At 60.5% G+C, this 24,596-nt stretch carries 20 protein-coding genes; 14 read left to right on the top strand and 6 right to left on the bottom strand.

Features of this window, described 5'->3' with window-relative positions:
• The first annotated feature begins 17 nt into the window (after positions 1 to 17).
• From uppS to D3F01_RS01745, 7 genes are all read left to right on the top strand, one after another.
• A complete protein-coding gene (gene uppS / locus D3F01_RS01775) occupies positions 18 to 731 on the top strand; it encodes a polyprenyl diphosphate synthase (protein WP_117503870.1) in 714 nt (237 codons plus the stop codon).
• A 30-nt stretch (positions 732 to 761) separates the two neighbouring features.
• Positions 762 to 1,622 carry a phosphatidate cytidylyltransferase gene (locus tag D3F01_RS01770; protein ID WP_097770732.1) on the top strand — a complete coding sequence of 287 codons (861 nt, stop codon included), beginning with the start codon at positions 762 to 764 and terminating at the stop codon, positions 1,620 to 1,622.
• A gap of 16 nt (positions 1,623 to 1,638) precedes the next feature.
• Entirely contained in the window at positions 1,639 to 2,790 is a 1,152-nt protein-coding gene (gene dxr, locus D3F01_RS01765; protein ID WP_098922618.1) for a 1-deoxy-D-xylulose-5-phosphate reductoisomerase, read from the top strand.
• A 9-nt stretch (positions 2,791 to 2,799) separates the two neighbouring features.
• On the top strand, positions 2,800 to 3,948 hold the full coding sequence (locus D3F01_RS01760) for a site-2 protease family protein (RefSeq protein ID WP_242885707.1): 1,149 nt from the start codon (positions 2,800 to 2,802) through the stop codon (positions 3,946 to 3,948).
• A 19-nt stretch (positions 3,949 to 3,967) separates the two neighbouring features.
• Positions 3,968 to 5,014 carry a flavodoxin-dependent (E)-4-hydroxy-3-methylbut-2-enyl-diphosphate synthase gene (gene ispG, locus D3F01_RS01755; RefSeq protein ID WP_005933865.1) on the top strand — a complete coding sequence of 349 codons (1,047 nt, stop codon included), beginning with the start codon at positions 3,968 to 3,970 and terminating at the stop codon, positions 5,012 to 5,014.
• Between the two features lie 157 nt (positions 5,015 to 5,171).
• The gene (locus D3F01_RS01750) at positions 5,172 to 5,777 is read left to right on the top strand and encodes a Fic family protein (protein ID WP_242885705.1); all 606 of its coding nucleotides are present in this window, start codon (positions 5,172 to 5,174) and stop codon (positions 5,775 to 5,777) included.
• A gap of 14 nt (positions 5,778 to 5,791) precedes the next feature.
• Entirely contained in the window at positions 5,792 to 10,081 is a 4,290-nt protein-coding gene (locus D3F01_RS01745) for a PolC-type DNA polymerase III (protein ID WP_242885703.1), read from the top strand.
• Between the two features lie 273 nt (positions 10,082 to 10,354).
• Here the strand turns inward: D3F01_RS01745 and D3F01_RS01740 are convergent, their stop codons facing one another.
• The 4 genes from D3F01_RS01740 to D3F01_RS01730 form a co-directional block, all read right to left on the bottom strand.
• Positions 10,355 to 12,139 (bottom strand): Na/Pi cotransporter family protein, encoded by a 1,785-nt coding sequence (locus D3F01_RS01740; protein ID WP_097770737.1) that lies wholly within the window; start codon positions 12,137 to 12,139, stop codon positions 10,355 to 10,357.
• 268 nt (positions 12,140 to 12,407) lie between these two features.
• Positions 12,408 to 12,530, bottom strand: a complete 123-nt coding sequence (locus tag D3F01_RS15895; RefSeq protein WP_255536694.1) for a hypothetical protein — start codon at positions 12,528 to 12,530, stop codon at positions 12,408 to 12,410.
• Between the two features lie 159 nt (positions 12,531 to 12,689).
• Complete coding sequence (locus D3F01_RS01735; RefSeq protein WP_098922612.1) at positions 12,690 to 12,950, bottom strand: hypothetical protein; 261 nt, start codon at positions 12,948 to 12,950, stop codon at positions 12,690 to 12,692.
• A gap of 17 nt (positions 12,951 to 12,967) precedes the next feature.
• Positions 12,968 to 13,486 carry a hypothetical protein gene (locus tag D3F01_RS01730; RefSeq protein ID WP_157774366.1) on the bottom strand — a complete coding sequence of 173 codons (519 nt, stop codon included), beginning with the start codon at positions 13,484 to 13,486 and terminating at the stop codon, positions 12,968 to 12,970.
• A 178-nt stretch (positions 13,487 to 13,664) separates the two neighbouring features.
• Between D3F01_RS01730 and D3F01_RS01725 the strand changes: the two genes are divergently transcribed.
• Positions 13,665 to 15,140, top strand: coding sequence for an AAA family ATPase (locus D3F01_RS01725; protein WP_242885700.1), 1,476 nt, complete (start codon positions 13,665 to 13,667; stop codon positions 15,138 to 15,140).
• A 172-nt stretch (positions 15,141 to 15,312) separates the two neighbouring features.
• Here D3F01_RS01725 and D3F01_RS01720 read toward each other — a convergent pair whose 3' ends face one another.
• Positions 15,313 to 15,780 (bottom strand): CBS domain-containing protein, encoded by a 468-nt coding sequence (locus tag D3F01_RS01720; protein WP_097770740.1) that lies wholly within the window; start codon positions 15,778 to 15,780, stop codon positions 15,313 to 15,315.
• A 372-nt stretch (positions 15,781 to 16,152) separates the two neighbouring features.
• On the opposite strand from D3F01_RS01720, the gene D3F01_RS01715 reads away from it, so the two are divergent.
• Both D3F01_RS01715 and D3F01_RS01710 read left to right on the top strand, forming a co-directional pair.
• Positions 16,153 to 16,503: an Asp23/Gls24 family envelope stress response protein gene (locus D3F01_RS01715; protein WP_223453992.1), complete on the top strand. Its 351-nt coding sequence runs from the start codon at positions 16,153 to 16,155 to the stop codon at positions 16,501 to 16,503.
• 28 nt (positions 16,504 to 16,531) lie between these two features.
• On the top strand, positions 16,532 to 18,226 hold the full coding sequence (locus D3F01_RS01710; protein ID WP_242885698.1) for a DAK2 domain-containing protein: 1,695 nt from the start codon (positions 16,532 to 16,534) through the stop codon (positions 18,224 to 18,226).
• A gap of 250 nt (positions 18,227 to 18,476) precedes the next feature.
• Here D3F01_RS01710 and D3F01_RS01705 read toward each other — a convergent pair whose 3' ends face one another.
• Positions 18,477 to 18,866 carry a hypothetical protein gene (locus D3F01_RS01705; RefSeq protein ID WP_242885697.1) on the bottom strand — a complete coding sequence of 130 codons (390 nt, stop codon included), beginning with the start codon at positions 18,864 to 18,866 and terminating at the stop codon, positions 18,477 to 18,479.
• Positions 18,867 to 19,308: 442 nt separating this feature from the next.
• Here D3F01_RS01705 and D3F01_RS01700 point away from each other — a divergent pair, with 442 nt between their 5' ends.
• The 4 genes from D3F01_RS01700 (at position 19,309) to thrB (ending at position 24,573) form a co-directional block, all read left to right on the top strand.
• Positions 19,309 to 21,759: a transglycosylase domain-containing protein gene (locus D3F01_RS01700; RefSeq protein ID WP_242885695.1), complete on the top strand. Its 2,451-nt coding sequence runs from the start codon at positions 19,309 to 19,311 to the stop codon at positions 21,757 to 21,759.
• Between the two features lie 174 nt (positions 21,760 to 21,933).
• The gene (locus D3F01_RS01695; RefSeq protein WP_035394385.1) at positions 21,934 to 22,374 is read left to right on the top strand and encodes an ACT domain-containing protein; all 441 of its coding nucleotides are present in this window, start codon (positions 21,934 to 21,936) and stop codon (positions 22,372 to 22,374) included.
• 41 nt (positions 22,375 to 22,415) lie between these two features.
• A complete protein-coding gene (locus D3F01_RS01690; protein WP_117503892.1) occupies positions 22,416 to 23,651 on the top strand; it encodes a homoserine dehydrogenase in 1,236 nt (411 codons plus the stop codon).
• 16 nt (positions 23,652 to 23,667) lie between these two features.
• Positions 23,668 to 24,573, top strand: a complete 906-nt coding sequence (thrB, locus tag D3F01_RS01685; protein WP_242885693.1) for a homoserine kinase — start codon at positions 23,668 to 23,670, stop codon at positions 24,571 to 24,573.
• Positions 24,574 to 24,596: the final 23 nt, after the last annotated feature.

Raw genomic sequence — 24,596 nt, 5'->3', positions numbered from 1 at the left:
AACGCAGGAGAATGATTATGAACCATCCCAAAGAATTTGCCGAGGGCCTTTCCATCGGCATCATCATGGACGGCAACGGCCGCTGGGCCAAGCAGCGGGGCCTGCCCCGCACCGCGGGCCACAAAAAGGGTGCCGCCGTATTTCAGGATATCGCCAACTACTGCGAGGAGCTGGGCGTTTCATCCGTGACCTTCTACGCCTTCTCCACCGAGAACTGGAAGCGCCCGCTGGAAGAGGTCTCCGCCATTATGAAGCTGTTCGGCGAGTATCTGCTCAAGGGCTTCAACTATAAGGACCGCAACATCCGCATCAAGTTCCTGGGCGACCGGGCCGCGCTGGACCAAAAGCTCCAGAAGCTGATGAACGAGCTGGAGGAGGACTCTGCCGCCAAGACCGGCATGACCCTGAACATTGCCGTGAACTACGGCGGCCGCCCCGAGATCGTGCGGGCCGCCCGGCAGCTGGCCCAGCAGGTGGCAGAGGGCACCCTCAAGCCCGAGGACATCACCGAAGAGATGATGAGCGACCACATGTATACCGCCGGCCAGAAGGACCCGGATTTCATCCTGCGTCCCTCGGGCGAGAAGCGCCTTTCCAACTTCATGCTCTGGCAGGCCGCCTACGCCGAACTGGTGGAGATGGATGTGCTCTGGCCTGATTTCACCCGTGATGACCTGGATGCCGCCATCACGGAGTTCAACAAGCGCTCCCGCCGGTTTGGCGGCATCTGACCCTTGCAATTCCCAAAAGGAGAAATTTGAATGAAAACTCGTATCATAACCGCAATTGTGGGCATCCTCGTCCTGATCGGGGTGCTGTTCACCTTTGACACGCTGGTGTTCAATTTTGTCATTGCCGCCATTACCCTGATCGCCATCCACGAGGTCTTCAAGGCCCTGGGCTTTGGCAGAAAGGAATGGCCCATGTACGCCGTGTTCGTGCCCTACACCCTGCTGATCATGCTGTCCAGCTATCAGGTGTGGCGGCGGCTGGTCATGCCGGCCTCCTTTTTGATGGTGCTGTTCTTCGGCATCTATCTGGTGGTGCGCAACGCACAGGTGGATTTTGCAAAAGCCAGCGGTCTGGTGATGTTTTCCGGCATCGTGATCTTCTGCTTCTACTCCTTTATCCGTTTGAAGGAGCTGCTGCCGGTGGAGACCTACGGCTATGACGCGATGTTCTTTATTCTGCTCATCCTCTGCTTTGCCTGGGGCGGCGATACCTGCGCCTACTTTGCAGGCAGAGCCTTTGGCAAGCACAAACTCTGCCCCGTGGTCAGCCCCAAAAAGACCGTGGAGGGAGCCATTGGCGGCGTGCTGGGCACCATGGTGTTCGGCGTGGTCGCCACCGTCATCTACTCCATTGCGGCCAACCGGATGGAGGCGTTCACCCGCACCAACATCGGCGTTTCCATGTACCTGATCATTGCCCTGCTGGCCTGCGTGGCCGCTGTGCTGGGCATCTACGGCGACCTGTTCGCCAGCGTGGTCAAGCGCCAGTGCGGCATCAAGGATTATGGCACCATCTTCCCGGGCCACGGCGGTATTCTGGACCGCTTCGACAGCGTAATGTTCATTGCGCCGTTCGTCACCATGGTGGTCATCGCTGTTTTCTATCACTGAATGCAGGAGGTAGCTTATGTCTAAAAAAATCACGCTGCTGGGTTCTACCGGTTCCATCGGCACCCAGAGCCTGGATGTCATCCGTGCCCAGGGGTATGAGGTGTTCGGCCTTTCCGCCCACAGCCATGTGGAAAAGATCCTGGAGCAGATCGAGGAGTTCCACCCCCGGTATGTCTGCATGACCGACCCCGATGCCGCCGCCCGGCTGGACGCGGCGCTGGCGGGCCGTGCCAACGCCCCCCGGCTGCTGACCGGCCCCGAGGGCCTGAAGGAGCTGGCCGCCATGGAAGGCCCCGATGTGGTGCTGAACAGTGTGGTGGGCATCGCCGGTCTGGGTGCCAGCCTGACCGCCATTGAGAGCGGCCATGATCTGGCCCTTGCCAACAAGGAGAGCCTTGTCACGGGCGGTCACCTGGTGACCCAGGCCGTGGCAAAGCACGGTGTGAAGCTGCTGCCTGTGGACAGCGAGCACTCCGCCATCTTCCAGTGCCTGCAGGACAAGGAGAGCGCCAAGAGCCTGACCAAGATCCTGCTCACGGCCTCCGGCGGCCCCTTCTTCGGCATGAAGACCGAGGAGCTGCGGGGCAAGACCAAGGCCGATGCCCTCAAGCACCCCAACTGGAACATGGGTGCCAAGATCACCATCGACTCCGCCACCCTGATGAACAAGGGCCTGGAGCTGATCGAGGCGGTCTGGCTGTTCGGCCTGCCCCCCGAGAAGATCCAGATCGTGGTGCAGCGCCAGAGCATTGTCCACTCTGCCGTGCAGTACAGCGATAACTCCATCATTGCCCAGCTGGGCGTGCCCGATATGCGCATCCCCATCCAGTACGCCCTGACCTACCCGGCCCGTGTGCCCGGTGTGGTGCCCGAGCTGGACTTTACCACCCTGAAGCTGCTGACCTTCGATGTGGCCGACGAGGAGACCTTCCGCTGCCTGGCTGCCTGCAAAAAGGCCATCAAGAAGGGCGGTCTGGGCCCCTGCGCCGCCAACGGTGCCAACGAGGAGGCGGTGAAGCTCTTCCTCGAGGATAAGATCGGCTTCCTCGATATCGGCCGTCTGGTGGAGGCTGTTGTGGACAGCGACAGCTTTGGCGGCGATTACACCCTGGCCGATGTGTATGAGTGCGACAAGATGGCCCGCGCCTTTGTGAGAGCGCACCTGTAAGGAGAACTGATGTCTTTTATTGTCACCTTTATTGCTGCGGTGTTCGTGTTCAGCGCCGTGATCGCCATCCATGAGTTCGGCCACTTCATGGTGGCAAAGCTCTGCGGCGTGCAGGTCAACGAGTTCTCCATCGGTATGGGGCCGGTGCTGTGGAAGCGGGTGCGCAAGGGCACCCAGTACAGCATCCGCGCCCTGCCCGTGGGCGGCTTTGTGGCGCTGGAAGGGGAGGAGAGCCCCGAGAGCAAGCAGGCGGAGGAACGGTCAAACCCCTCAGCCGCCGATGGCGGCAGCTCCCCTGATAGGGGAGCCCTTGGCATAGCGGAGACTTCCCCCGAGGAGGAAAAGCCTGCTGGTATTCCTCTGAATGAGGCCCCTGTCTGGCAGCGGGCCCTCATCATGCTGGCGGGTGCCGGGATGAACTTTGTGCTGGGCTTTGTGGTCATGGCCATCCTCATCACGGCCCAGAGCGAGCCCATTACCAGCAAGGTGCTCTATCAGGTGGAGGAAAACGCCCTCTGCGGCCAGACCGGCCTGCAGGCAGGGGATAAGATCCTTGCGGTGAACGGCCGCCGCTGCTTTGTGGCAAACGATATCCTCTATGAGCTGATGCGCACGGAGGACTACACCGCCGATTTCACCGTTCTGCGGGACGGCAAAAAGGTGGAGCTGCCCGGTGTGCAGTTCGACACCTGGCAGGATGACAAGGGCGAGACCCACATGAGCCTGGGCTTTACGGTCTACGGCATCAGAAAAACACCGCTGAACGTGCTGAAAGAGGCGGGCAACAGTGTGCTCTACTACGGGCGCATCATCTTTGCCTCCCTCTCCGACCTGCTGCGGGGGCGGGAGAGCATCAACGACCTCTCCGGCCCGGTGGGCATCGTAACGGCCATCGGGCAGGCCGCCAGCTACGGCTGGCAGGACCTGCTGGAGCTGCTGGTGCTCATCACCGTGAACCTGGGCATCTTTAACCTGCTGCCCTTCCCGGCGCTGGACGGCGGCAAGGTGGTGTTCCTGCTCATTGAGGGCGTGACCGGCCATGCCGTGCCCGAAAAGATCCAGAGCGGCCTGACCGTGGCAGCCTTTGCGCTGCTGTTCGGGCTGATGATTTTTGCAACTTACAACGATATCCTCCGGCTCATTACCGGGGCAATGTGATACGGAAAGGAAAACGACCATGCGGCAGCTGAAACGAGAAGTAAAGATCGGCAATGTGACCATTGGCGGCAACAACCCCATTGCGGTGCAGACCATGCTGAATGTCCCCGTGGAGGACATTGAGGGCAACGTTGCCCAGGCAAAGCGCTGTGAGGCGGCAGGCTGCCAGATCCTGCGTGTGACCTGCCCCAGCGCGGCGGATGCCAAGTGCATCGAGGCCGTGAAGAATGCGGTGAACATCCCCATCGTGGCGGATATCCACTTTGACTACAAGGCAGCGCTGGCCTGCGCCGACGTTGGTGTGGACAAGATCCGCATCAACCCCGGCAACATCGGCGACGACGACCGGGTCAAGGCCGTGGTGCAGGCCTGCCAGCAGAAGAACATCCCCATCCGCATCGGTGTGAACGGCGGCAGCCTGGAAAAGCACATCCTGGCAAAGTACGGCGCGCCCGTGCCCGAGGCCATGGTGGAAAGCGCCCTGTACCATGTCCGCCTGCTGGAGAAGTTCGATTTCAACAACATCGTCATCTCCATCAAGAACTCCAACGTGCCCCGCATGATGGAGGCCTACCGCCAGCTGAGCGCTGTGACCGATTACCCCCTGCATGTGGGCGTGACCGAGGCCGGTACTTACCAGATGGGCCTGCTCAAGAGCGGCATGGGCATCGGCGGGATGCTGCTGGAGGGCATCGGCGATACCATCCGCGTCTCGCTGGCCGCCGAGCCTGAGAAGGAAGTGGAAGCAGGCTACAACATCCTGCGCGCCGTGGGCTTCCCCGTGGCTGGCCCCGAGGTCATCACCTGCCCCACCTGCGGCCGCACCCAGTACCCCTGCACCGAGATCGCCAATGAGGTGGAAAAGCGCCTGCAGGGCTATAAGAAATCCATCAAGGTGGCCGTGATGGGCTGCGTGGTCAACGGCCCCGGCGAGGCCCGCGAAGCCGATATCGGCATTGCAGGCGGCAAGGGCGAGGCTGTCCTCTTCATCCACGGCCAGCCCATCAAGAAGCTGACCGGGGATAATATCCTCGACCAGTTCATGGAGGAGATCTATAAGATTTAAGAGACAATAAACCCCACCGTCATCCCTGCGGGATGCCACCGCCCCTAATAGGGGCGGCCTTGGCAAAACTGGAAAGCCTTACGCCATGCCAAGGGCCCCCCTATTAGCGGGGGCTGGCACGCGAAGCGTGACTGGGGGGTTAAGCAGGGAGACCACTATGCCTTTGGAAAATAAACTGCACCTGACTGACGAGGCCGCGCTGGCCCGGGCTGAGGAAAAGATCAGCAAGACCAAAGCGCTGGAGCTTTACGACACCGGCCTGCTGGATGCCTTCCCGGTGGGGACATTTGCGGGCCTGCAAAAGATCCACGGCTATCTGTTCGGCGAGATCTACCCCTTTGCCGGGCAGATGCGCACCGTGAACATTGCCAAGGGCAATTTCCGGTTCGCACCGGTCATGTATCTGGCTGCGGCTCTGGAAAGCATCGACCGGATGCCCCAGTCCACCTTTGACGAGATCATCGAGAAGTATGTGGAGATGAATGTTGCCCACCCCTTCCGGGAAGGCAATGGCCGCAGCACCCGCATCTGGCTGGACTGCATCCTGAAAAAGGAGCTGCATCAGGTCATTGACTGGAGCCGGGTGGATAAGAGCGATTATCTCCTTGCCATGGAGCGCAGCCCCGTCAAGGATGTGGAGGTCAAGGCCCTGCTCAAAGCAGCCCTCACAGACCGGATCACAGACCGGCTGGTCTATATGAAGGGCATCGATGCAAGCTATCATTATGAGGGCTATCACGTCTTTAGGACGGAAGATTTGTAAAGGAGTAACCCATCGTGACACCACTTGTATCTCAGCTATGGCCGCAGTTCATGGCGGACCCGGATTTCGCGGCCAGCTTCGGGCGCGTGATCGTGGAACATGCCCGGATGCTGCGGCAGGAGCGGCAGGTCGTTTTTACCCTGCGCAGTGCCGCCCCGCTGGACAAGGGGCTGTGCGCCCGGCTGCTGGCCTCCCTGCAGCCGGACTATGAGGGCTTTGAACTGAAGATCGACAACCTCTTCGGCTATGCCGCGCTGGACGAAGCCGCCCTGCGGGAGCTGATGGAGGAGATGAAGCGGGACGGCATCCCCATCAACGGCTTTCTGGACCGGTGCCGGATCACCATCACCGGCCAGAACATCACGGTGGGGGTCTGCCACGGCACCAAGTTTTTGCAGGAGATGGAGTTTGAGCGCCTGCTGGCAGACCGCGTTGCCGCCCACACCGGTGTCAGGCCAAAAGTCACCCTGACAAGCGCGGTGGGCGAGGCCGAACAGCGCCAGATGGAGGAAAAGCTGGAGCGCAAGATCGCCCCGCCGGTGGTCAAGTTCGAGAAAAAGAACACCGCCCCCTCCATCAAGGTGGAGGGCCTTGACTTGACCGACAAGCCTGTGACCATTTTCCACGGCAAGATGTTCACCCCCAAGAACCTCACCCCCCTCAAGGACCTGGGCGGCGAGGGCGGCAAGTGCGTGATCTGGGGCGACGTGTTCTTTACCGAGGTCAAGGGCAACTACCGCAAGATCTACACGGTGTCCATCACCGATTACACCGGCTCCATCAACCTGAAGATCCGCGCGCAGGAAGGGGAGGACTGCTCCAAGTGGGAGAACATCGCCAAGGGCACCACCCTGCTGGTGCGCGGCGACTGCACCTACGACAAGTACGAGCACGACTACATCGTTTACCCCTACGATGTCCTGTTCGTGGAGCGGAAAAAGCGGGAGGACAACGCCCCGGAAAAGCGGGTGGAGCTTCACCTGCATACCAAGCTGTCCAGCATGGATGCCTTCTGCGACCCGGGCGGCATCGTCAAGCTGGCCCACCGGATGGGCCACCCTGCCATTGCCATCACCGACCACGGTGTCTGTCAGGGCTACCCGGAGGCCATGCTGGCCACCGACGAGATCCACAAGAGCGACCCGGATTTCAAGCTGATCTACGGCTGCGAGGCCTACTTTGTGGATGATATGGTGCCCTGCGTCTACGGCGTGAAGGACCAGCCGCTGGACGGCGAGTTCTGCGTGTTCGACACCGAGACCACCGGCCTGGACCCCGGCGTGGAGTACCTGACCGAGATCGGCGCGGTGATCGTGCGGAACGGGGAAGTGGTGGAGGAGTTCGACACCTTTGTCAAGCCGGGCAAACCCATCACCCCCAAGATCACCGAGCTGACCGGCATCACCAACGAGATGGTGGCCGATGCCCCCGGGGAGAAGGAAGCGCTGGAAGCCTTTCTCCGGTTCGCGGATGGCCGCATCCTGGTGGCCCACAATGCCCATGCGTTCGATATCCGCTTCCTGAAAGCCGCCGCCAAGCGCAGCGGCATTTCCTTTGAGCCGACCTATATCGACACCCTGACCATGGCGCAGGCCATGTACCCGGGCCTGCACAACTACAAGCAGGGGACCATCAACAAGCATCTGGAGCTGCCCAGCTACGAGGCCCACCGCGCCTGCGAGGACTCCGCCGCGCTGGGCCGCATCTTCTGCGTCATGCTCAGTGACCTTGCCGAGAAAGAGGTCACCACCGTGGAGGGCATCAACACCGGTCTGGGCGGCAACCGGGAGGTGCTGAAAAAGAAGTACTTCCACCTCATCATTCTGGTCAAGAACCAGATGGGCCTGAAGAACCTGTACAAGATCGTGAGCGAGGCCCACGTCAACTACTTCTTCAAGAAGCCCCGTGTGCCCCGCAGCCTGCTGAACAAGTACCGCGACGGCCTGATCCTGACCAGCGCCTGTGAGGCGGGCGAGCTTTACCGTGCCGTTGTGGAGGGGCGTTCCTACGAGGAATTGAAGAAGATCGCCTCCTACTACGACGTGCTGGAGATCCAGCCCCTGGGCAACAACGAGTATATGGTGCGGGACGGCAAGGTGGAGAGCGAGGAAGTCATCAAGGACTTCAACCGCACCATCATCCGGCTGGGCGAGGACCTGCACAAACCGGTCATCGCCACCGGCGACGTGCACTTTACCGAGCCGGAGGATGCCATCTACCGCACGGTGCTGCAGGCGGGCAACGGCTTCAAGGATGCGGACACCCAGCCCCCGCTGTTCTACCGCACCACTGAGGATATGCTGAAGCAGTTCAGCTATCTGCCCAAGGAAAAGGCCTACGAGATCGTGGTGACCAACCCCCGCAAGATCGCGGCCACCATCGACAACAACGTGCGGGCCATCCCGCGCGGCACCTACCCGCCCAGCATCGAGGGTGCGGAGCAGCAGCTGCGCGATGCCACCTGGGAACACGCCAGACGGGATTACGGCGACCCCCTGCCCAAGATCGTGGAGGACCGCCTGAAAAAGGAGCTGGATTCCATCTGCGGCCACGGCTACGCGGTTCTGTACGTCATTGCCGTCAAGCTGGTGGCTTACTCCAACGCGGGCGGCTATCAGGTGGGCAGCCGTGGCTCGGTGGGCTCCTCCGCCGTGGCCCACTTCTCGGGCATTTCGGAGGTCAACAGCCTGCCGCCCCACTACCGCTGCCCCAAGTGCAAGTACAGCGAGTTCATCACCGACGGCAGCGTGGACGACGGCTTCGACCTGCCCGATAAGGACTGCCCCCACTGCGGCACCCGGATGCTGGTGGACGGCCACGACATCCCCTTTGAGACCTTCCTGGGCTTCTACGGCGACAAGGAGCCTGATATCGACCTGAACTTCTCGGGCGAGTATCAGTCCAACGTCCACCGCTATACCGAGGAGCTGTTCGGCAAGGCCAATGTGTTCAAGGCGGGCACGGTGTCCGGCATTCAGGACAAGACCGCCTACGGCTACGTCAAAAAGTATCTGGAGGCCCGCGGCCAGACCGTCAACCACGCTGAGGAGAACCGCCTGACCCTGGGCTGCACCGGTGTCAAGCGCACCACCGGCCAGCACCCCGGCGGCATGGTGGTTGTGCCCGACACCTACGAGATCTACGATTTCTGCCCCATCCAGCACCCGGCGGATGATGTGGCGGGCGGCCTGCTCACGACGCATTTCGAGTTCAAGTACCTCCACGACACCCTGCTCAAGCTGGACGAGCTGGGCCACGATATGCCCACCTTCTACAAGTATTTTGAGGAATACACCGGCATCCCCGTGGACAGCATCCCCATGAACGACCCCCGGGTGTACAGCCTGCTCACCAGCCCGGAGGAGCTGGGCGTGACCCCGGAGCAGATCGACAGCCAGACCGGCACCTTCGGCATCCCGGAAATGGGCACCAACTTCGTGCGCGGAATGCTGGTGGAGGCCCGGCCCCGGAACTTCTCAGAGCTGATCCAGATCTCGGGCCTGTCCCACGGCACCGATGTCTGGACCGGCAACGCCGATGAGCTGATCCGCAGCGGCACCTGCACCATCGCGGAGGTCATCGGCTGCCGTGACAGCATCATGCTCTACCTGCTGCGCAAAGGGCTGGAGCCCAAGATGGCCTTTGATATCATGGAGGCAGTCCGTAAGGGCAAGGTGGCCAAGGGCGGCTTCAAGCCCGGCTGGGAGGAAGCCATGCGGGAGCACGAGGTGCCGGACTGGTACATCGAGTCCTGCCGCAAGATCAAGTATATGTTCCCCAAGGCCCACGCTGTGGCCTACCTGATGAGCGCCATCCGGCTGATGTGGTTCAAGCTCTACCGCCCGGCAGAGTTCTATGCCGTTTACTTCACTGTGCGCGGCGATGATATCGACTATGAGGCCGCTGTGGGCGGTGCGGCTGTGGCCCGCGCCCACATGGAGGCGGTGAAGCGCCGCCTGAAAGAGGAGAAGAACGCCAAGGACGAGGACGTGCTGGTCAGCCTGCAGCTGGTCAACGAGATGCTGTCCCGCGGGTATGCGTTCCTGCCCATCGAGCTGGGCAAGAGCCGCGGCAACAAGTATATCGTGGAGGATGGCAAGGTGCGCCTGCCCTTCTGTGCCCTGAAGGGTGTGGGCGGCACTGCTGCCGCCTCGCTGGAGCGGGCCACCATCAACGGGCAGGAGTATATCTCCGTGGAGGAGCTCCAGCAGGCCACCGGCGTGACCAGCGCCGTGCTGGAAAGCCTGCGCACCGCCGGTGTGCTGGCAGACCTGCCCGAAAGCAGCCAGGTGAGCTTCTTCTGACCCCTTGACTTTTGGGGGCAGGCAGACTCAGGCTCCGAATCGTTCATCAAGTGCAACAAAAAATCCCCTGCCGGATATTGGCAGGGGATTTTTGAGTTGTGTGGTGCAGCAGCTGCTTACGGCTGAACCCCCCAGTCGCCTTGCGGCGACAGCCCCCACTAGTAGGGGGGCCCTTGGCATGGCGTAAAGCTTCATCTCTTTGCCAAGGCCGCCCCTATTAGGGGCGGTGGCATCCCGTAGGGATGACGGTGGGGTTTGACTTCAGCAGCCCCTTTACGCTTCCTTTTCCATAGCGGCCAGCGGGGTCAGGTACTCCTTGCAGCACTCCTCGTACATGAGGGAGTATTCCTTGCTGGGGTTGTGGTGCATCAGGCTCTTGAGGGTGTGGGAATCGTAGTCGTCGCCCTCGCTGGTGCCCACCAGACGGGCCGCCACGTTGGAGCAGTGGTCGGAGATGCGCTCCACATTGTTCAGCACATCCAGGAACACCACGCCGGTATCAATGGAGCAGATGCCATCCTTCAGGCGCTTGATGTGGCCGTCGCGGAGCTTCTCCACCAGAATGTCGATGACCTCTTCCAGCGGCTCCACCTGACGGGCCAGCGCGATGTCATCGTTCTCAAAGGCATCGTTGGTGCGGGTCAGGATCTGCTCCAGCGCGGAATCCAGCAGCTGCAGCTCGTTCTTGGCAATGTCGCTGAAGGAGGCCTCTTTCTCGTAGAGCTCCACAGCCTTTTCCTGAATGTTCACGGCGTAGTCGCCGATGCGCTCGAACTCGGTGACAAAGTTCAGCAGCTCGGTCACGGCGTGGCTCTCGTCGTCGCCCAGCTCCTGGTCGGTCATCTTGATGAGGTAGTTGGAGATCTCCACCTCCATCCGGTCGATGAGGTTCTCCCGCACATTGATGGCACTCACCACGTCCTCATCCATCTTGAGCAGCAGGGGAGTGGAGAGGCTGACGTTGCGGGCGGCACGGCGGGACATCTTGACCACGGCGCTCTTGGCCTGCTGCAGGGCCACGGCCGGGCTCTTGAACAGGCGCTCATCCAGCACGGGCATACTCATCTCCTGTGCTTCCTCGGCGCTGTTGGGCACGGTGAGCATGGCCAGCTTGGAGAGCACACTGCTGAAAGGCAGGAACAGCAGCATGGCCGCCACACTGGAAAGGGTGTGGATGTTTGCAATGGTGCTCTTGTTCATCACGTCACCCCACACCGGGATGCCGATGGTGTACCGCACGGCGTAAATGGCAGCCAGCAGCACAAAGCTGCCGATGATGTTGAAATACAGGTGGATCAGGGCGGCGCGTTTGCCGTCCTTGGAGGAGCCGCCGATGGTCAGCAGCGGGGTAAAGGCGGTGCCGATGTGGGCACCCAGAATGATGGGGATGGCGCTGCCAAAGGTGACAAGGCCGGTGCTGGACAAGGCCTGCAGGATACCCACCGAGGCCGAGGAGGACTGGATGATGACGGTGACGACCATGCCCACCAGCACACCCAGCATGGGGTTGGTCATGGTGACGAACAGCTCCTGAAAGGCTGCGCTCTCCCGCAGAGGGGACACGCCGGTGTCCATCAGGCTCATGCCTGTGAACAGGATGCCAAAGCCCAGCATGATCTGGCCGATGTTCTTCTTTTTGGCGTTGCGCAGGAACACATAAAAAATGCAGCCGACAAATGCCACCACCGGCGCAAACGTCTTGGGCTGGATGAGGGTCAGCAGAAGGCTGTCACCCGAGATATCCGCCATGCGGATGAGCTGACCGGTGACCGTGGTACCAATGTTTGCACCCATGATGACACCCACCGACTGCGTCAGGGTCATAATGCCAGAGTTGACAAGGCCGACACAGATGACGACTGTGCCTGCGGAGGACTGGATCACGCCGGTGATGAGGGTGCCGAAAATGACACCCTTGATGGTGGAGGAGGTCAGCTTTTGCAGCACGCCCTGCATCTTGCCGCCCGCCAGCTTTTCCAGGCCGGCACCCATGATCGACATACCATAGAGGAACAGCGCAATACCGCCCAACAATGAGGTGATGTGTGTGATATCCATCTCGATACTCCTAAAAACTTCCTTTTGCTCTTAAAACAAACCAAGGACGGCCGCCCGGGGCTTCCTGCCCTGAACGCCGTCCTTTTTATTATAGCATTGAACTCCCCCGGACAACAAGCGTTATTTTACATGTTTTTTGCATTTTTACTGCATTTCCGCGCCGTTTTGTCCTTTTGTCAACGGTTCTTTTCTTATATTTTACAGGTATTTTACATTTGAACTTTCCCCGCGCGCTCCTGACATGCTTCCGGGAACTGCCGGGAATATGTCATGCGGCCTCATCCAGCTCCTCCATGGCCTCCCGCACCGTGTCCGCCGAGAAGAGGAACACCCCGCCCCGGGTATAAACCTCCACATGGCCGCCTACAGATCGGATCTCGTACTCACTCATGGTGTTCCCTCCTGTTCCTGCAGCCCGCCTCCGGGCCGCTCCTGTTTTGTTCGACAAGAGGAGTATACCAGATGCGGGGTACGATAAGGGGGACTTTCAGAAGCGGGCATGAAAAAACCTCTGCATCGGTGGAAACTCTTTGCAGAGGTTTTCAAATCATCAGGCGGGCATGTGATCGCTCCGCTCGCTTCGCACGATGCCGAGGAAGGGCGGAACGCTTGCACGCTGCTGGCCCTTTTCGCGAGCCTTTTTCAGCTGGTACTCATGGCTGGCAACAGCATCAATAAAATCACGCTCTTTTTGTGTTGCATGATAATAATCGGTGTTGAAACGCTTGCAGACGGAAAACAGGGTATCAAGATAATCCATCGTTTCATCCGACATGGGTGCGACCTGCAGTTCGATTTCGTGATTTGCCATAATAACCCCTCCTGTTCTCAGGATAAATAGGTGCTGAAGATCTCCTGCGCGCCTTCATCAGCCAGCATCAAGAGCTTGGGGCCGCCTGGCAGCGGCTGGAAGATCGGCACAGCATGGAAATCCTGAATATAGTGTTCGTACAGTTCATCTGTCTTAGCGGCAAAGGTCACGACACCGCCGTGGCCGCTGTCAATGGATAGCTGGATGCCATAGGCGATCATCATACGACCGATACCGGTATATTTACGCTGATCTGTCAGCGTCGGGTTGCTCTGCGGGTGAGCTTCCATGTTCACGATAAAGATAGAAATGCCGTTTTGATCCTCCCGGTAAGCCCCCAGCGCAATGATCTCACCGCTTGCCGCTTTGGCGACCCGTTTTTCCAGTTGGGAGTCACGGATAAAGTCACTGGTCCAATCGGACTGCCAGCCGCTTTTTGTCACCAGAAGGTCTGACTGTGTGGCAGGCGTGATCTCCACCGGGATACAGGCTCCGGTCTTGTTTTCTGTAACGAAATATTGCAGCAGCATCGGCACAGCCCCTTTCTGCTTCTATTTTATCATGCGGGAAGGAAAAAGGCAAATTTTCTCCCTCTTTTTTCGCATTTTTTGCGCGAAAAATCGCCGGAACATACTCGTTGACGGCACAACCAAAAGGTGTTACACTTTGGACAATAAAACAACGCTGTGTAATGCAAAAGAAAGAGGTGTTTCCATGAACGAAATGAAGGAAGCAGTGGGGAACTGGCGGGAGGCAAAGCAGTTCAGCCCGGCGGACGAGAACGATTTCCTGCGGTGGCTGGACAAGGCCGACACCGAGGAAAAGCTCTTTTCCCGGCTGACCTTCTGGTTTACCTTCCGGGGCCTGCCTGCGGACCAGAACCAGCGGTATCATCTGGTGCAGGAGCGGGCCCGGGAACTGCGGCTCTGGAACGGGCTGGAGCTCAAGCTCCGGCGCTGGCAGGACCGTGTGGCCGACGAGTACGAGCAGATCGGAAAGGAGGCGTTCGCGGCCCGCATCGGCGAGGACTACGCCGATTACATCAACAGCCTGACCGACCCGGAGGCCGCCCCGCAGCAGGCCGCCCCGGAGCCGGAGACCGCAAAGCCTGCCGGGGTGCAGGCGTGGTCGGCCCGGGAGCTGTCTGAGATGGTGCTGCCGCCCATCCGCCATGTGGTGGAGGGCCTGCTGCCCATGGGCATGGGGGTGCTGGTGGCAAAGCCCAAGCTGGGCAAGAGCTGGATGGTGCTGGATCTCTGCCTTGCCGTGGCACAGGGGGAGCCGTTTCTGGGGTTCCCCACCCGGCAGCACGGCACGCTCTACCTCGCCCTGGAGGACGGCAAGAGCCGGATGCAGACCCGCCTGCGCCGCTTGCTGGAGGGAAGGCCCGCCCCCGCCAACATGCACGTCATGTTTCAGGCCCAGCGGCTGGGCGAGGGCCTGCTGGAAACGCTGGGGGAGTATCTGGATGCCAACCCGGACATCCATCTGGTCTGCATCGATACCTTATCCAAGATCAAACCCAAGGCAAAGCCCTTTGAAAATGCCTACGATGCCGACTACGACTACATGGGCAGGCTGAAGGCCTTTGCCGACAGCCGGGGCATCTGCGTGCTGCTGGTGCATCACACCCGCAAGAGCAAGAACCCCGAGGACAGCTTCGACAACATCAACGGCTCCACCGGCATCCTGGGCGCGGCGGATTTCACCATCGTGCTGGACAAGCAGAGCCGGATGGACGATGAAGCAGGCTTTCTGCTCACCGGCCGCGACATCGAGCAGTGCGAGCGGGTCATCCGCTTTGATAAGGCCCGCTGCCGCTGGGTCATGCAGGGCACGGCGGCCCAGCTGGCCGCTCAGCGCCGGGTGGCCGAGTATGAGGCAGAGCCCATCGTCAGGACCCTGCGGGTACTCCTGCAGCAGGGAGATGGAACATGGTGCGGCTACTCCAAGAACCTGATGGAAATGGGCCAGCGGTACGCCCATACCGAGCTGGCACCAAATCTGCAAATGCTTTCAAAGCGTATTCAGGAGCTGCAACCTATGCTTTGGGAACGAGATACCATTAGATATTGGTATAACAGCAATGGAAACGCTGGGAGAAAGCATAACTTTCGACAGGAACGAACCGATCACAATGCTTCGGTTCCAGTGTCTGCACAGTTATCGTTAAGACATAATTATCATTGATATCATTGGTTATCATTGATTGTCATTGACTGGTGGCAATGAAGAGCAATGATTTCAATGACTTCAATGATGAATGTTAGTATAACGAGAAAAAGCCCTGCGCAATGCCAAGGGCTCCCCCTTCGGGGGAGCTGGCAAAGCCGTCAGGCTTTGACTGAGAGGGTGAGCCAGTTCACCCCCCCGCCGCAAGGCTGCCCTTGGGGCAGGCATCCGGGGCGCTCTGGGCCTTCCGGGCCTCGGTGCGGGCCTTGTCGTAGCAGTAGCGGATGATGGCCTGCCGCCGCACGATGCCGATAAAGATGCCCCGGTCGTCCACCACGGGCACAAAGTTCTGGTTCATGGCTGCTTCGATCAGCTGGTCCATGCTGGTGGTGACAGTCACGGCCTTGTAATCCCGCTTGTGGGCAAAGCTCGAAATGGGTACGTCCTCGGCGGCTTCAATGTCCAGCCCGTGCTGCTGTTTCAGCCCCCAGAGGATATCCCCCTCGGTCAGGGTGCCCACATACTCGCCCTTGCGGTTGAGCACCGGGATGGATGCGTAGCGGTTGTTCTCCCATTTTTCCAGCGTCTGCCGCAGGGTGAAGTCATCGTAGACATACATCAGGTCCTGCTTGGGGGAAAGGAAAAACAAAATGTTCATCAAACAGCTCTCCAATCGTTATCCTATCGTAAACAGTGGTTCTGCCGTAAGGGCGCAGCTCCCGTTTCTCTGCTTTGATTTTAGCACTTTTCCACAGCCGAATAAAGTCAAAACTCATACTTTTTAGAATTTATTCACAGTCGCTCCCGGCCTTTTTGCAAAACATGCAGGAAAACCGTGCACAGGGCAGGGTTTTGTGGTATAATAGGAACACGAATCGGCTCACATTGCCCGCCCTTTGGAAATTGTGCTGTACACAGGGCGTGGGAAGTTGTATAATAAGGATACCGATTCCTTTCCCGGTATGCGGCGGGTTTGCCGCGGCAAGCCGGGCCACCCCAACAAGATTTCAAATAAAGGAGCAGAGCGACTATGATCACTTCCCGTTTCCCGCTGGGAGATGTCAGCTTTTCCGCCGAGTACTTCTCTACGCTGGTAGGCGAAGCAACCAAACAATGCTACGGCGTGGCCGCAATGACCCCCCGCGATCTGACCGACGTGGTCAAGAGCGTGGTGCGCGGCAGCGATTACTCTGAAAAGGGCGTTCGTGTCACACAGGAAGAGGGCCGTCTCGTGATCGAGCTGCACATTGCCGTCAGCTACGGGCTCAACATCTCCACCGCCGCGCGCAGCATCTCGCACCGCGTCAAGGACGAAGTGGAGCAGGCCACCGGCCTGAAGGTTGCCCGCGTGATCGTGTCGGTGGACGACGTGATCGCCTGATGGAACTTTTTATTAAGGAGTAAGGACAATGATTTCTGGTAAGATCCTGCGCGACGCGATCATCTCCGGCGCGAACAACATCAACAACCAGCGCTCCCGTGTGGACGAGCTGAACGTTTTCCCCGTGCCCGATGGCGACACCGGCACCAACATGGGCATGACGGTGGGTGCCTCCGTGGCAGAGCTGAACGCACTGGACGACGGCTGCACCGTGGGTGAGGCCGCCAAGACCGCTGCCTCCGCCATGCTGCGCGGTGCCCGCGGCAACTCCGGCGTGATCACCAGCCTGCTGTTCCGCGGCTTCTCCAAGGCGCTGGAAGGCAAGAAGGAAGCCGACACCGCCGACATCATCGCCGCCCTGAAAAAGGGCGTGGAGGGTGCCTACAAGGCCGTGATGAAGCCCACCGAGGGCACCATCCTGACCGTTGCCCGGGTGGCCAGCGAGGAAGCTGCCGCCTGCGGTGCCAAGGAGATCCCCGCCCTGTGGGACGTGGTGATGACCGCAGGCCAGAAGGCGCTGGAGGATACCCCCAACCTGCTGCCCGTGCTGAAAAAGGCCGGCGTTGTGGACGCAGGCGGCCAGGGCATTATGATCATCTTTGAGGGCATGGGCAAGGTGTTCCACGGCGAACCCATGGTGGCCGGCGGCGAGGGTGCCCCCAACAAGGCCAAGCTCTCCACCGAGAACGCAGGCAAGGGCGTGTTCACCGACGACCTGATGAAGGTGGAGGACATCAAAAACGGCTACTGCACCCAGTTCCTCATCAACAAGTACGAGGGCGCAAGCGCCGCAAAGATGCGCGCCTTTGCTGAATCCAACGGCGACAGCGTGGTCTGCATCGAGGATGACGATGTCATCAACCTGCATGTCCACACCGCTGACCCCGGCAAGATCCTGAGCGAGGCCATCAAGTACGGCTACCTGACCAACTTCAAGATCGAGAACATGCACGAGCAGTTCCTGGCCCGCCAGAAGCAGGGCAAGAGCCTGGAAAAGCAGGCCTCCGCTGAAAAGGCTCCCGCACAGGCCAGCGAGTTCGTTTACGCCGCAGTGGACCCCAGCCGTGACTACGGCTTTGTGGCCGTTGCCGCCGGTGAGGGCCTGAAGGCCGTGTTCACCGACCTGGCTGCGGACGCTGTCGTCTCCGGCGGCCAGACCATGAACCCCGCCACCGAGGACATCCTTGCCGCCATCCAGAGCGTGCCCGCCAAGACCGTGTTCGTGCTGCCCAACAACAAGAACATCATCATGGCAGCGGAGCAGGCCCAGAAGCTGGCCGACCGTCAGGTGATCGTTCTGCCCACCCGCACCGTGCCCATGGGCATCACCGCGCTGCTCAACTTCGACCCCTCCGCCAACGCTGAGACCAACACCATCAACATGATGGCCGCCGCCGACAAGGTCAGCACCGGCCTCATCACCTACGCCGCCCGCGACAGCGAGTTTGACGGCAAGCGGATCCGGAAGGGCGAGATCATGGCTCTGGAGAACGGCAAGATCGTTGCCACCTCCACCGACCTGACCAAGGCCACCTACCGCCTGGCCCGCAGCATGTGCAAGAAGGACTCCAGCTTTGTCACCATCATCTCCGGCTGCGATGTCTCCGACGAGGAGGCCGAGAAGCTGACCGAGATCGTCAAGGCAAAGTGCCCCAACCACGTTGAGGTCAGCCACATCCGCGGCGGTCAGCCCGTATACTATTATATGATCAGCGTGGAGTAAAATGCACTCCGGCTGAAACAGAACCGCAAAACAAACCCCCTGTGCCATGGTCTGGTACAGGGGGTTTTTGAAATACAATCAAAAAAGATTGACCGCCCCCAGTCTCACAAACTCGGCGGTCAATCTTTTTGACTTAAAAGGGAACGTGGAGCTGGCCATATTGCGGTCAGCGCTCTTTCTGTTCATAGTATAGTTGATTTGCGATGTTTTGTCAAGTTCGCGCAGGGGGTCGTAATCCGGACGGAGCGGTTCACCCGCCCAGGTCCTCCAGCACCTCCTGCAGGGCGGCATCTCCCGTCACTGTCATGCCCTGCTTGACACGCAGTGCGTCATTTTCCGGCAGGAGGTTGACGTAAATATCCGTCTGCCGGGCAAGGCGGGTGGGGGAGCCATCCGGCCCGCAGGTGTAGACAGCCACCATGCCGCCCTCGTCCCGGAGCAGGTATTGGGTGGGCTGGCCGGTGTCGGGCAGAGTCTGGGCCGCAAGGCTCGGCTCGGAGGGCACCGGCGTTCCGGCGGCGCTGTCCGCTCCCGGTGCAGGGGAGGGAAGCGCCAGCCGGGGCAGGGCCATCCAGAACAGGCTGAAGGCGATGGCAAAGGCGCACAGGGCGTAAAACAGGCAGAGAAATACTTTCCGCATGGAGAAAATCACTCCTTTCCAGCGGGTCTTTCCAGCGGTAGTATGCGCAAAAATGCCGCCCCTGAGACAGAAGTGCACAATTTTCACACCGGAATGCTGTACTTTACGGGGGGAAGTGTGCTATACTAGCAGTATCTGATTAGAAATAGGGTTCAGCCCCGACAGCGGGCTCGCCCTCTCCGTCAATGCTGGCGCATTGCCACCTCTCCCAAAGGGAGAGGCCTTGGCAGCACCCGGCAAAGTTTCCGATTTCGTCAGAAGCTCCCACTTTGGGGGAGCTGTCGAGCGAAGCGAGACTGAGAGGGTGAGGATGGCAGAGAGGATGAACTTGTCAGGAATAACCGTTTAAGCAGGTCAGGAGGCGATCCTTATCTCAAACGAATCGAGAAAGATCCACCGGGGCGCTGCACGCACGGACGTGCAGCCCACGGGGGGACGTAAAGTGAATGTGAGCAACAGCCGCAGGGAAGAGCCGCCCAAGCGCGGGCGTGCCCCCAGGGAGCCAAAGGAGCCCCGGGAAAAGGCGAAGCACCCTATCCTCAGGGCGCTGGGCCGCACGCTGGCCACCCTCATCTGCCTGGGCATCATGGTGTGCAGCCTGGCGGCAGTGGCGGCGGTGTACTACGCCGTGCAGGCCACGGCCAACGATGGCAACCTGCTGGACCTGGACAACATCGAGCTGAGCCAGTCCAGCACCGTGGTGGCCACCGACCCCGACACCGGCGCGCAGGTGGAGTATGCCACCCTGCGCTCCTCCAACAGCCACCGGGTCTGGGCAGACCTGGAACAGATCCCCACCAATCTGCAGTATGCGTTCATCTGCACCGAGGACAAGGATTTCTACAACGAGCCGGGCGTGAACTTCAAGCGCACCATCGGTGCCATGATCAACGAGTATCTGCTGCCCATTTACAGCTCCAAGCAGGGCGCTTCCACGCTGGAGCAGCAGCTCATCAAGAACCTGACCAGCGACAAGAGCGCCAGCGGCGTGGAGGGTGCGCTGCGCAAGCTGCGCGAGATCTACCGCGCCCTCTGCCTGAGCCGCGCTTACTCCAAGGAGACCATTCTGGAGGCTTACCTGAACACCATCAGCTTCACCGGCACCATTCAGGGCGTTCAGACGGCGGCCAACGAGTATTTCAATAAGGACGTGAGCCAGCTCACCCTCTGGGAGTGCGCCACCATCGCGTCCATCACCAAGAACCCCACCAACTACAACCCCTACACCAACCCCGAGAACCTGATCCACCGCCGCAACTTCATCATGTATAATATGTGGCAGCAGGGCATCATCTCGGAGGAGGATTACCGCAACGGCGCGGCCCAGCCCCTTGTGCTGGCCGAGGAGGACACCAACAAGAAGACCTCCTCCGTGACCAGCTACTTCACCGATGCCCTCTTCACCGAGGTGGTCCGCGACATCATGGACAAGGAGGGCGTGGACGAATCCACGGCCCAGTCCATGCTCTACACCGGCGGCTATACCATCGAGGCCACCGTCAATCCCAAGATGCAGACGGCCATGGAGAACCTGATGCGCAACGAGGGCGACGCTTACTTCCCGGCCGGCTGGCATGAGGAAGAGGTGACCAGCATCTCGGACGATGACGTGCAGGTGATGAACGCCGACGGCACCCCCAAGACCCGCACCGGCGACGACGGCACCGTGTACTACTACCGCAATGTCCGCACCCAGGCGGCCATGGTCACGCTGGACTATGACGGCAATGTGCTGGCCATGGTGGGCGGTCTGGGCGAAAAGACCAAGAGCCTTTCCCTGAACCGTGCTTACAGTGTGACCCGGCAGACCGGCTCCACCATCAAGCCCATCGGCGCGTACGCGCTGGGCGTGGAGTACGGGCTGGTGAACTGGTCCACCATGCTCAACAACTCGCCCCTGTACCAGAAGCAGGACATGGTCATCCGGGATGAGGACTACTGCCGCAAAAACGGCCTGATGGGCCTTTCCGACAGTCAGCTCAAGGCCTACCCCAACGCATGGCGCAGCTGGCCCCGCAACTACGGCGGCAATTATGGCGACGGCAGCGACCTGCCCCTGTGGAACGGTCTGGCCCGCTCCCTGAACACCATCGCCATCCGGGTGGGCGACCTGGTGGGCGCAAGCAACATCTTCAACTTTGCCTACAACACCCTGCAGCTGACCACCCTGGACCCCGCCAACGATGTGGGTCTTGCCCAGATGGTCATGGGCAGCCAGACCCACGGCGTGACCCCCACGGCGCTGGCTGCTGCCTTCCAGATCTTCTATGACGGCGAGTACACCACCCCGCACCTGTACACCCGTGTGCTGGACCGGGACGGCAACATCTACCTGGAAAACAACGCCACCAGCTATCAGGCCCTGACCCCGCAGACAGCCTATATTATGAACCGTCTGCTCAAGAACGTGCTCTACTCCAACGTGGGCACCGCCAGCGGCCGCTACCCCAACTCCAATGGCATGGAGTCCTTTGGTAAGACCGGTACCGCCAGCGACGAAAAGGATCTGTGGTTCGTGGGCGGCACGCCCTACTACGTTACCGCTGTCTGGTGGGGCTACGATGCGCCTTACGATATGACCAACACCCTGGGCAAGCAGCAGGCCAAGACCCGCACCTGTGTCATGGCGTGGAAGGCCTATATGGAGCAGGTGCAGGCAAACCTGCCCTATAAGGCGTTCCCCACCAGCGACGGCGTGGTGGAGCGCGCCTACTGCACCCAGAGCGGCCTGCTGGCCGGGGCCAACTGCCCCAGCCGCGCCACCGGCTACTACCGTGCCGATGACCTGCCCGATACCTGCAACTACTCCCACAGCAGCGGCGTGGCCGCAGCCCAGAGCGCGGACACCGCCCCCGTTGTGGGTCAGGATACCACCGGGCTGGATACGGATTGACGGAGAGGGCGCAAGGCCGCCCCTTATTAAAAGTCGCACTTTTTCAATTCCGTTGCGACAGTTTGCCACTTCACGCTTCAAAACTGGATAATCTGACAAAAAAACATCCGGTCTCTTGCAATGCAGGGGGCCGGATGCTATTATATTCCCTGTAAGAACACTTGTGTTTGTGAGGTGAACAAGTTGGAACGCCGTTTTTATCTGGTGGACGCGGAGGTCCTGCCTGAGGTCTTTCTGAAAGTGGTCAAGGCCAAGGAGCTTCTGGCAAGCGGGGAAGTGCGCAGCATCTCGGCTGCCACCCGCAGCGTGGACCTTTCGCGCAGTGCTTTTTATAAATATAAGGACTGCATCTTTGATTCCGAAAATGGCCGCGAGGTCGTGACCGTAATGGCAACGCTCCGGGATGAAACAGGCGCGCTGCAAAGCCTGCTGGCGGGCATCAGCGCCGCCGGGGCAAGCATTGTTACCATCAACCAGTCCACGCCGGAAAACGGCGCTGCGCTGGTTGCCGTTACCATCCGTACCGATACCATGCAGATGACCCCTGAGGAGCTGACGGAGCGGTTGAGCCGCCAGCGCATGGTGGTGGGCGTGCACTGCGGGTATAACCTGTAAGGGCACCAGAACAGTGAGGAAATAGGAACGAGGGTTGAACTATGGCAAAGATCGCGATTTTAGGCTTTGGCACGGTGGGCAGCGGCGTGTACGAGGTGCTGTGCCGCAACGCCGCCGGTGTTTCCCGCCGGGCCGGTGAGCCGGTGGAGGTCAAGTACATCCTTGACCCCAAGGATTTCTCCGCCCATCCGGCGGCAAACCTCTTCATCAAGAACTTCGATACCATTCTGGAAGACCCGGAGATCCGGGTGGTGGTGGAGACCATCGGCGGCACCCGCTTTGCATACCCCTATGTCAAGGCCTGCCTCGAGAGCGGCCGCAGCGTGTGCACCTCCAACAAGGAGATGGTGGCCACCTACGGTGCGGAGCTGCTGGCGCTGGCCAAGGCCCACAACTGTGCCTTCCTGTTCGAGGCCTCCGTGGGCGGCGGCACCCCCATCATCACCCCCATGCACCAGTGCCTGGCTGCCAACGTCATCACCGAGGTGGAGGGCATCGTGAACGGCACCACCAACTTCATGCTGACCAAGATGGTGCGGGAGAACCTGGGCTTTGACGAGGCCCTGAAGATCGCCCAGGAGTTGGGCTACGCCGAGACCAAGGACCCCGGCGACGATGTGGACGGCCGGGATGCCTGCCGCAAGATCGCTATCCTGTCCTCGCTGGTCTGCGGCCACCAGATTTACCCCCAGAACATCCCCACCCGGGGCATCCGGGACATCACCGTGGCCGATGTGGCTGCGGCGGAGCGGCTGAACTGCGTCATCAAGCTCATCGCGTGGATGAAGCGGGGCGACGACGGCAGCGTGGCCGCCGGTGTGGAGCCCTGCCTGGTGCCCAAGAGCCACCAGCTGGCCGGTGTGGACGATGTGTTCAACGCCGTCCTGGTCAAGGGCGATATGCTGGGCGACGTGGTGTTCTACGGCAAGGGCGCGGGCAAGCTGCCCACCGCCAGCGCCGTGGTGGCCGATGTGGTGGATGCCCTCAAGAACGGCTCCAAGGTCCACGACAGCCTGTTCTGGCAGCCTGCGGAGCCGGTGGAGGGGATGCTCACCGACCCGGCTCCCGCCGCATATTATGTGCGTGCAGCGGGCGTTGCTCCCGCCGTGGTGGAAGCCATCTACGGCAGGGGCCGTGTGGTGGATGAGCACTTTGACGGCTGCTCCTATCTGGTGGAGCAGGCCGATGCAAAGGCCATGGCCGAGGCAGCCCGCAAGGTGGAGACCGTGGGCGGCAGCGTGAAGCTGGTGCTGAAAAAGCTGCCCGAGGATGCATGAGAAAAGGGGACGGACCATGAAGATCAAAGTTTCTGTTCCGGCCACCAGCGCCAACGTAGGCTCCGGCTTCGACGCGCTGGGTCTGGCCGTGACCCTGTACAACACCGTGACCTTTGAGGAGAGCGACAGGCTGGACATCTCGGCGGCGGACGGCACCCGCATCCCCCGCAACGAGAGCAATCTGGTGTACCGCTCGGCCAAGGGCCTGTTCGAGAAGGTGGGCAAGAAGATCCCGCCCCTGAAGATCCTGCAGACCAACCCCATCCCCATGGCCCGGGGCCTGGGTTCCTCCTCGGCCTGCATCATCGCGGGTCTGCTGGGCGCGAACCGGATGCTGGGCGATGTGCTCAACACCCAGGAGCTGCTCACCCTTGCCACGGCCATTGAGGGCCACCCCGACAACGTGGCCCCGGCCCTGCTGGGCGGTTTGACCAGCAGCGTCTTTGAGGACGGCGTGGTCTACTCCGTCAAGCGGGATGTGGATCAGAGCCTCTGCTTTGCGGCCATCGTGCCGGACTACAAGCTGCTGACGGAGGCCGCCCGCGCGGCCCTGCCCAAGCAGGTGGCCCACAAGGATGCCGTGTATAACCTGTCCCGGGCCGCGCTGGTGCCTGCCGCCTTCTGTGAGGGCCGGCATGACCTGCTGGGCATTGCCACCGAGGATAAGCTCCACCAGCCCTACCGGATGCCCCTGATGCCCGGTTCCCGGGAGGTGTTCGGGCTGGCAAAGCAGTGCGGGGCAAAGGCCGTGTATGTATCGGGTGCCGGTTCCACCGTGATGGCGGTGGCCGAGCGCCCGGAGGCTGAGCGCTTTTATGCCGGGCTGCGTGCCGGGCTGGAAACGCTGGAAGGCCTGGACGGATGTGAAGCATTTACACTGTTAGAGCTGGATGCAGATAATACCGGCGCAACTGTGGAATGATATAAATTGGGAGAAACTAGAGG

It is taken from the genome of Faecalibacterium sp. BCRC 81149 (genome assembly GCF_022750605.1).
GTDB lineage: Bacteria > Bacillota > Clostridia > Oscillospirales > Ruminococcaceae > Faecalibacterium > Faecalibacterium duncaniae.
Note: the sequence above shows the minus strand (reverse complement) of the source record. Positions and strands in the feature narration are given on the sequence as shown.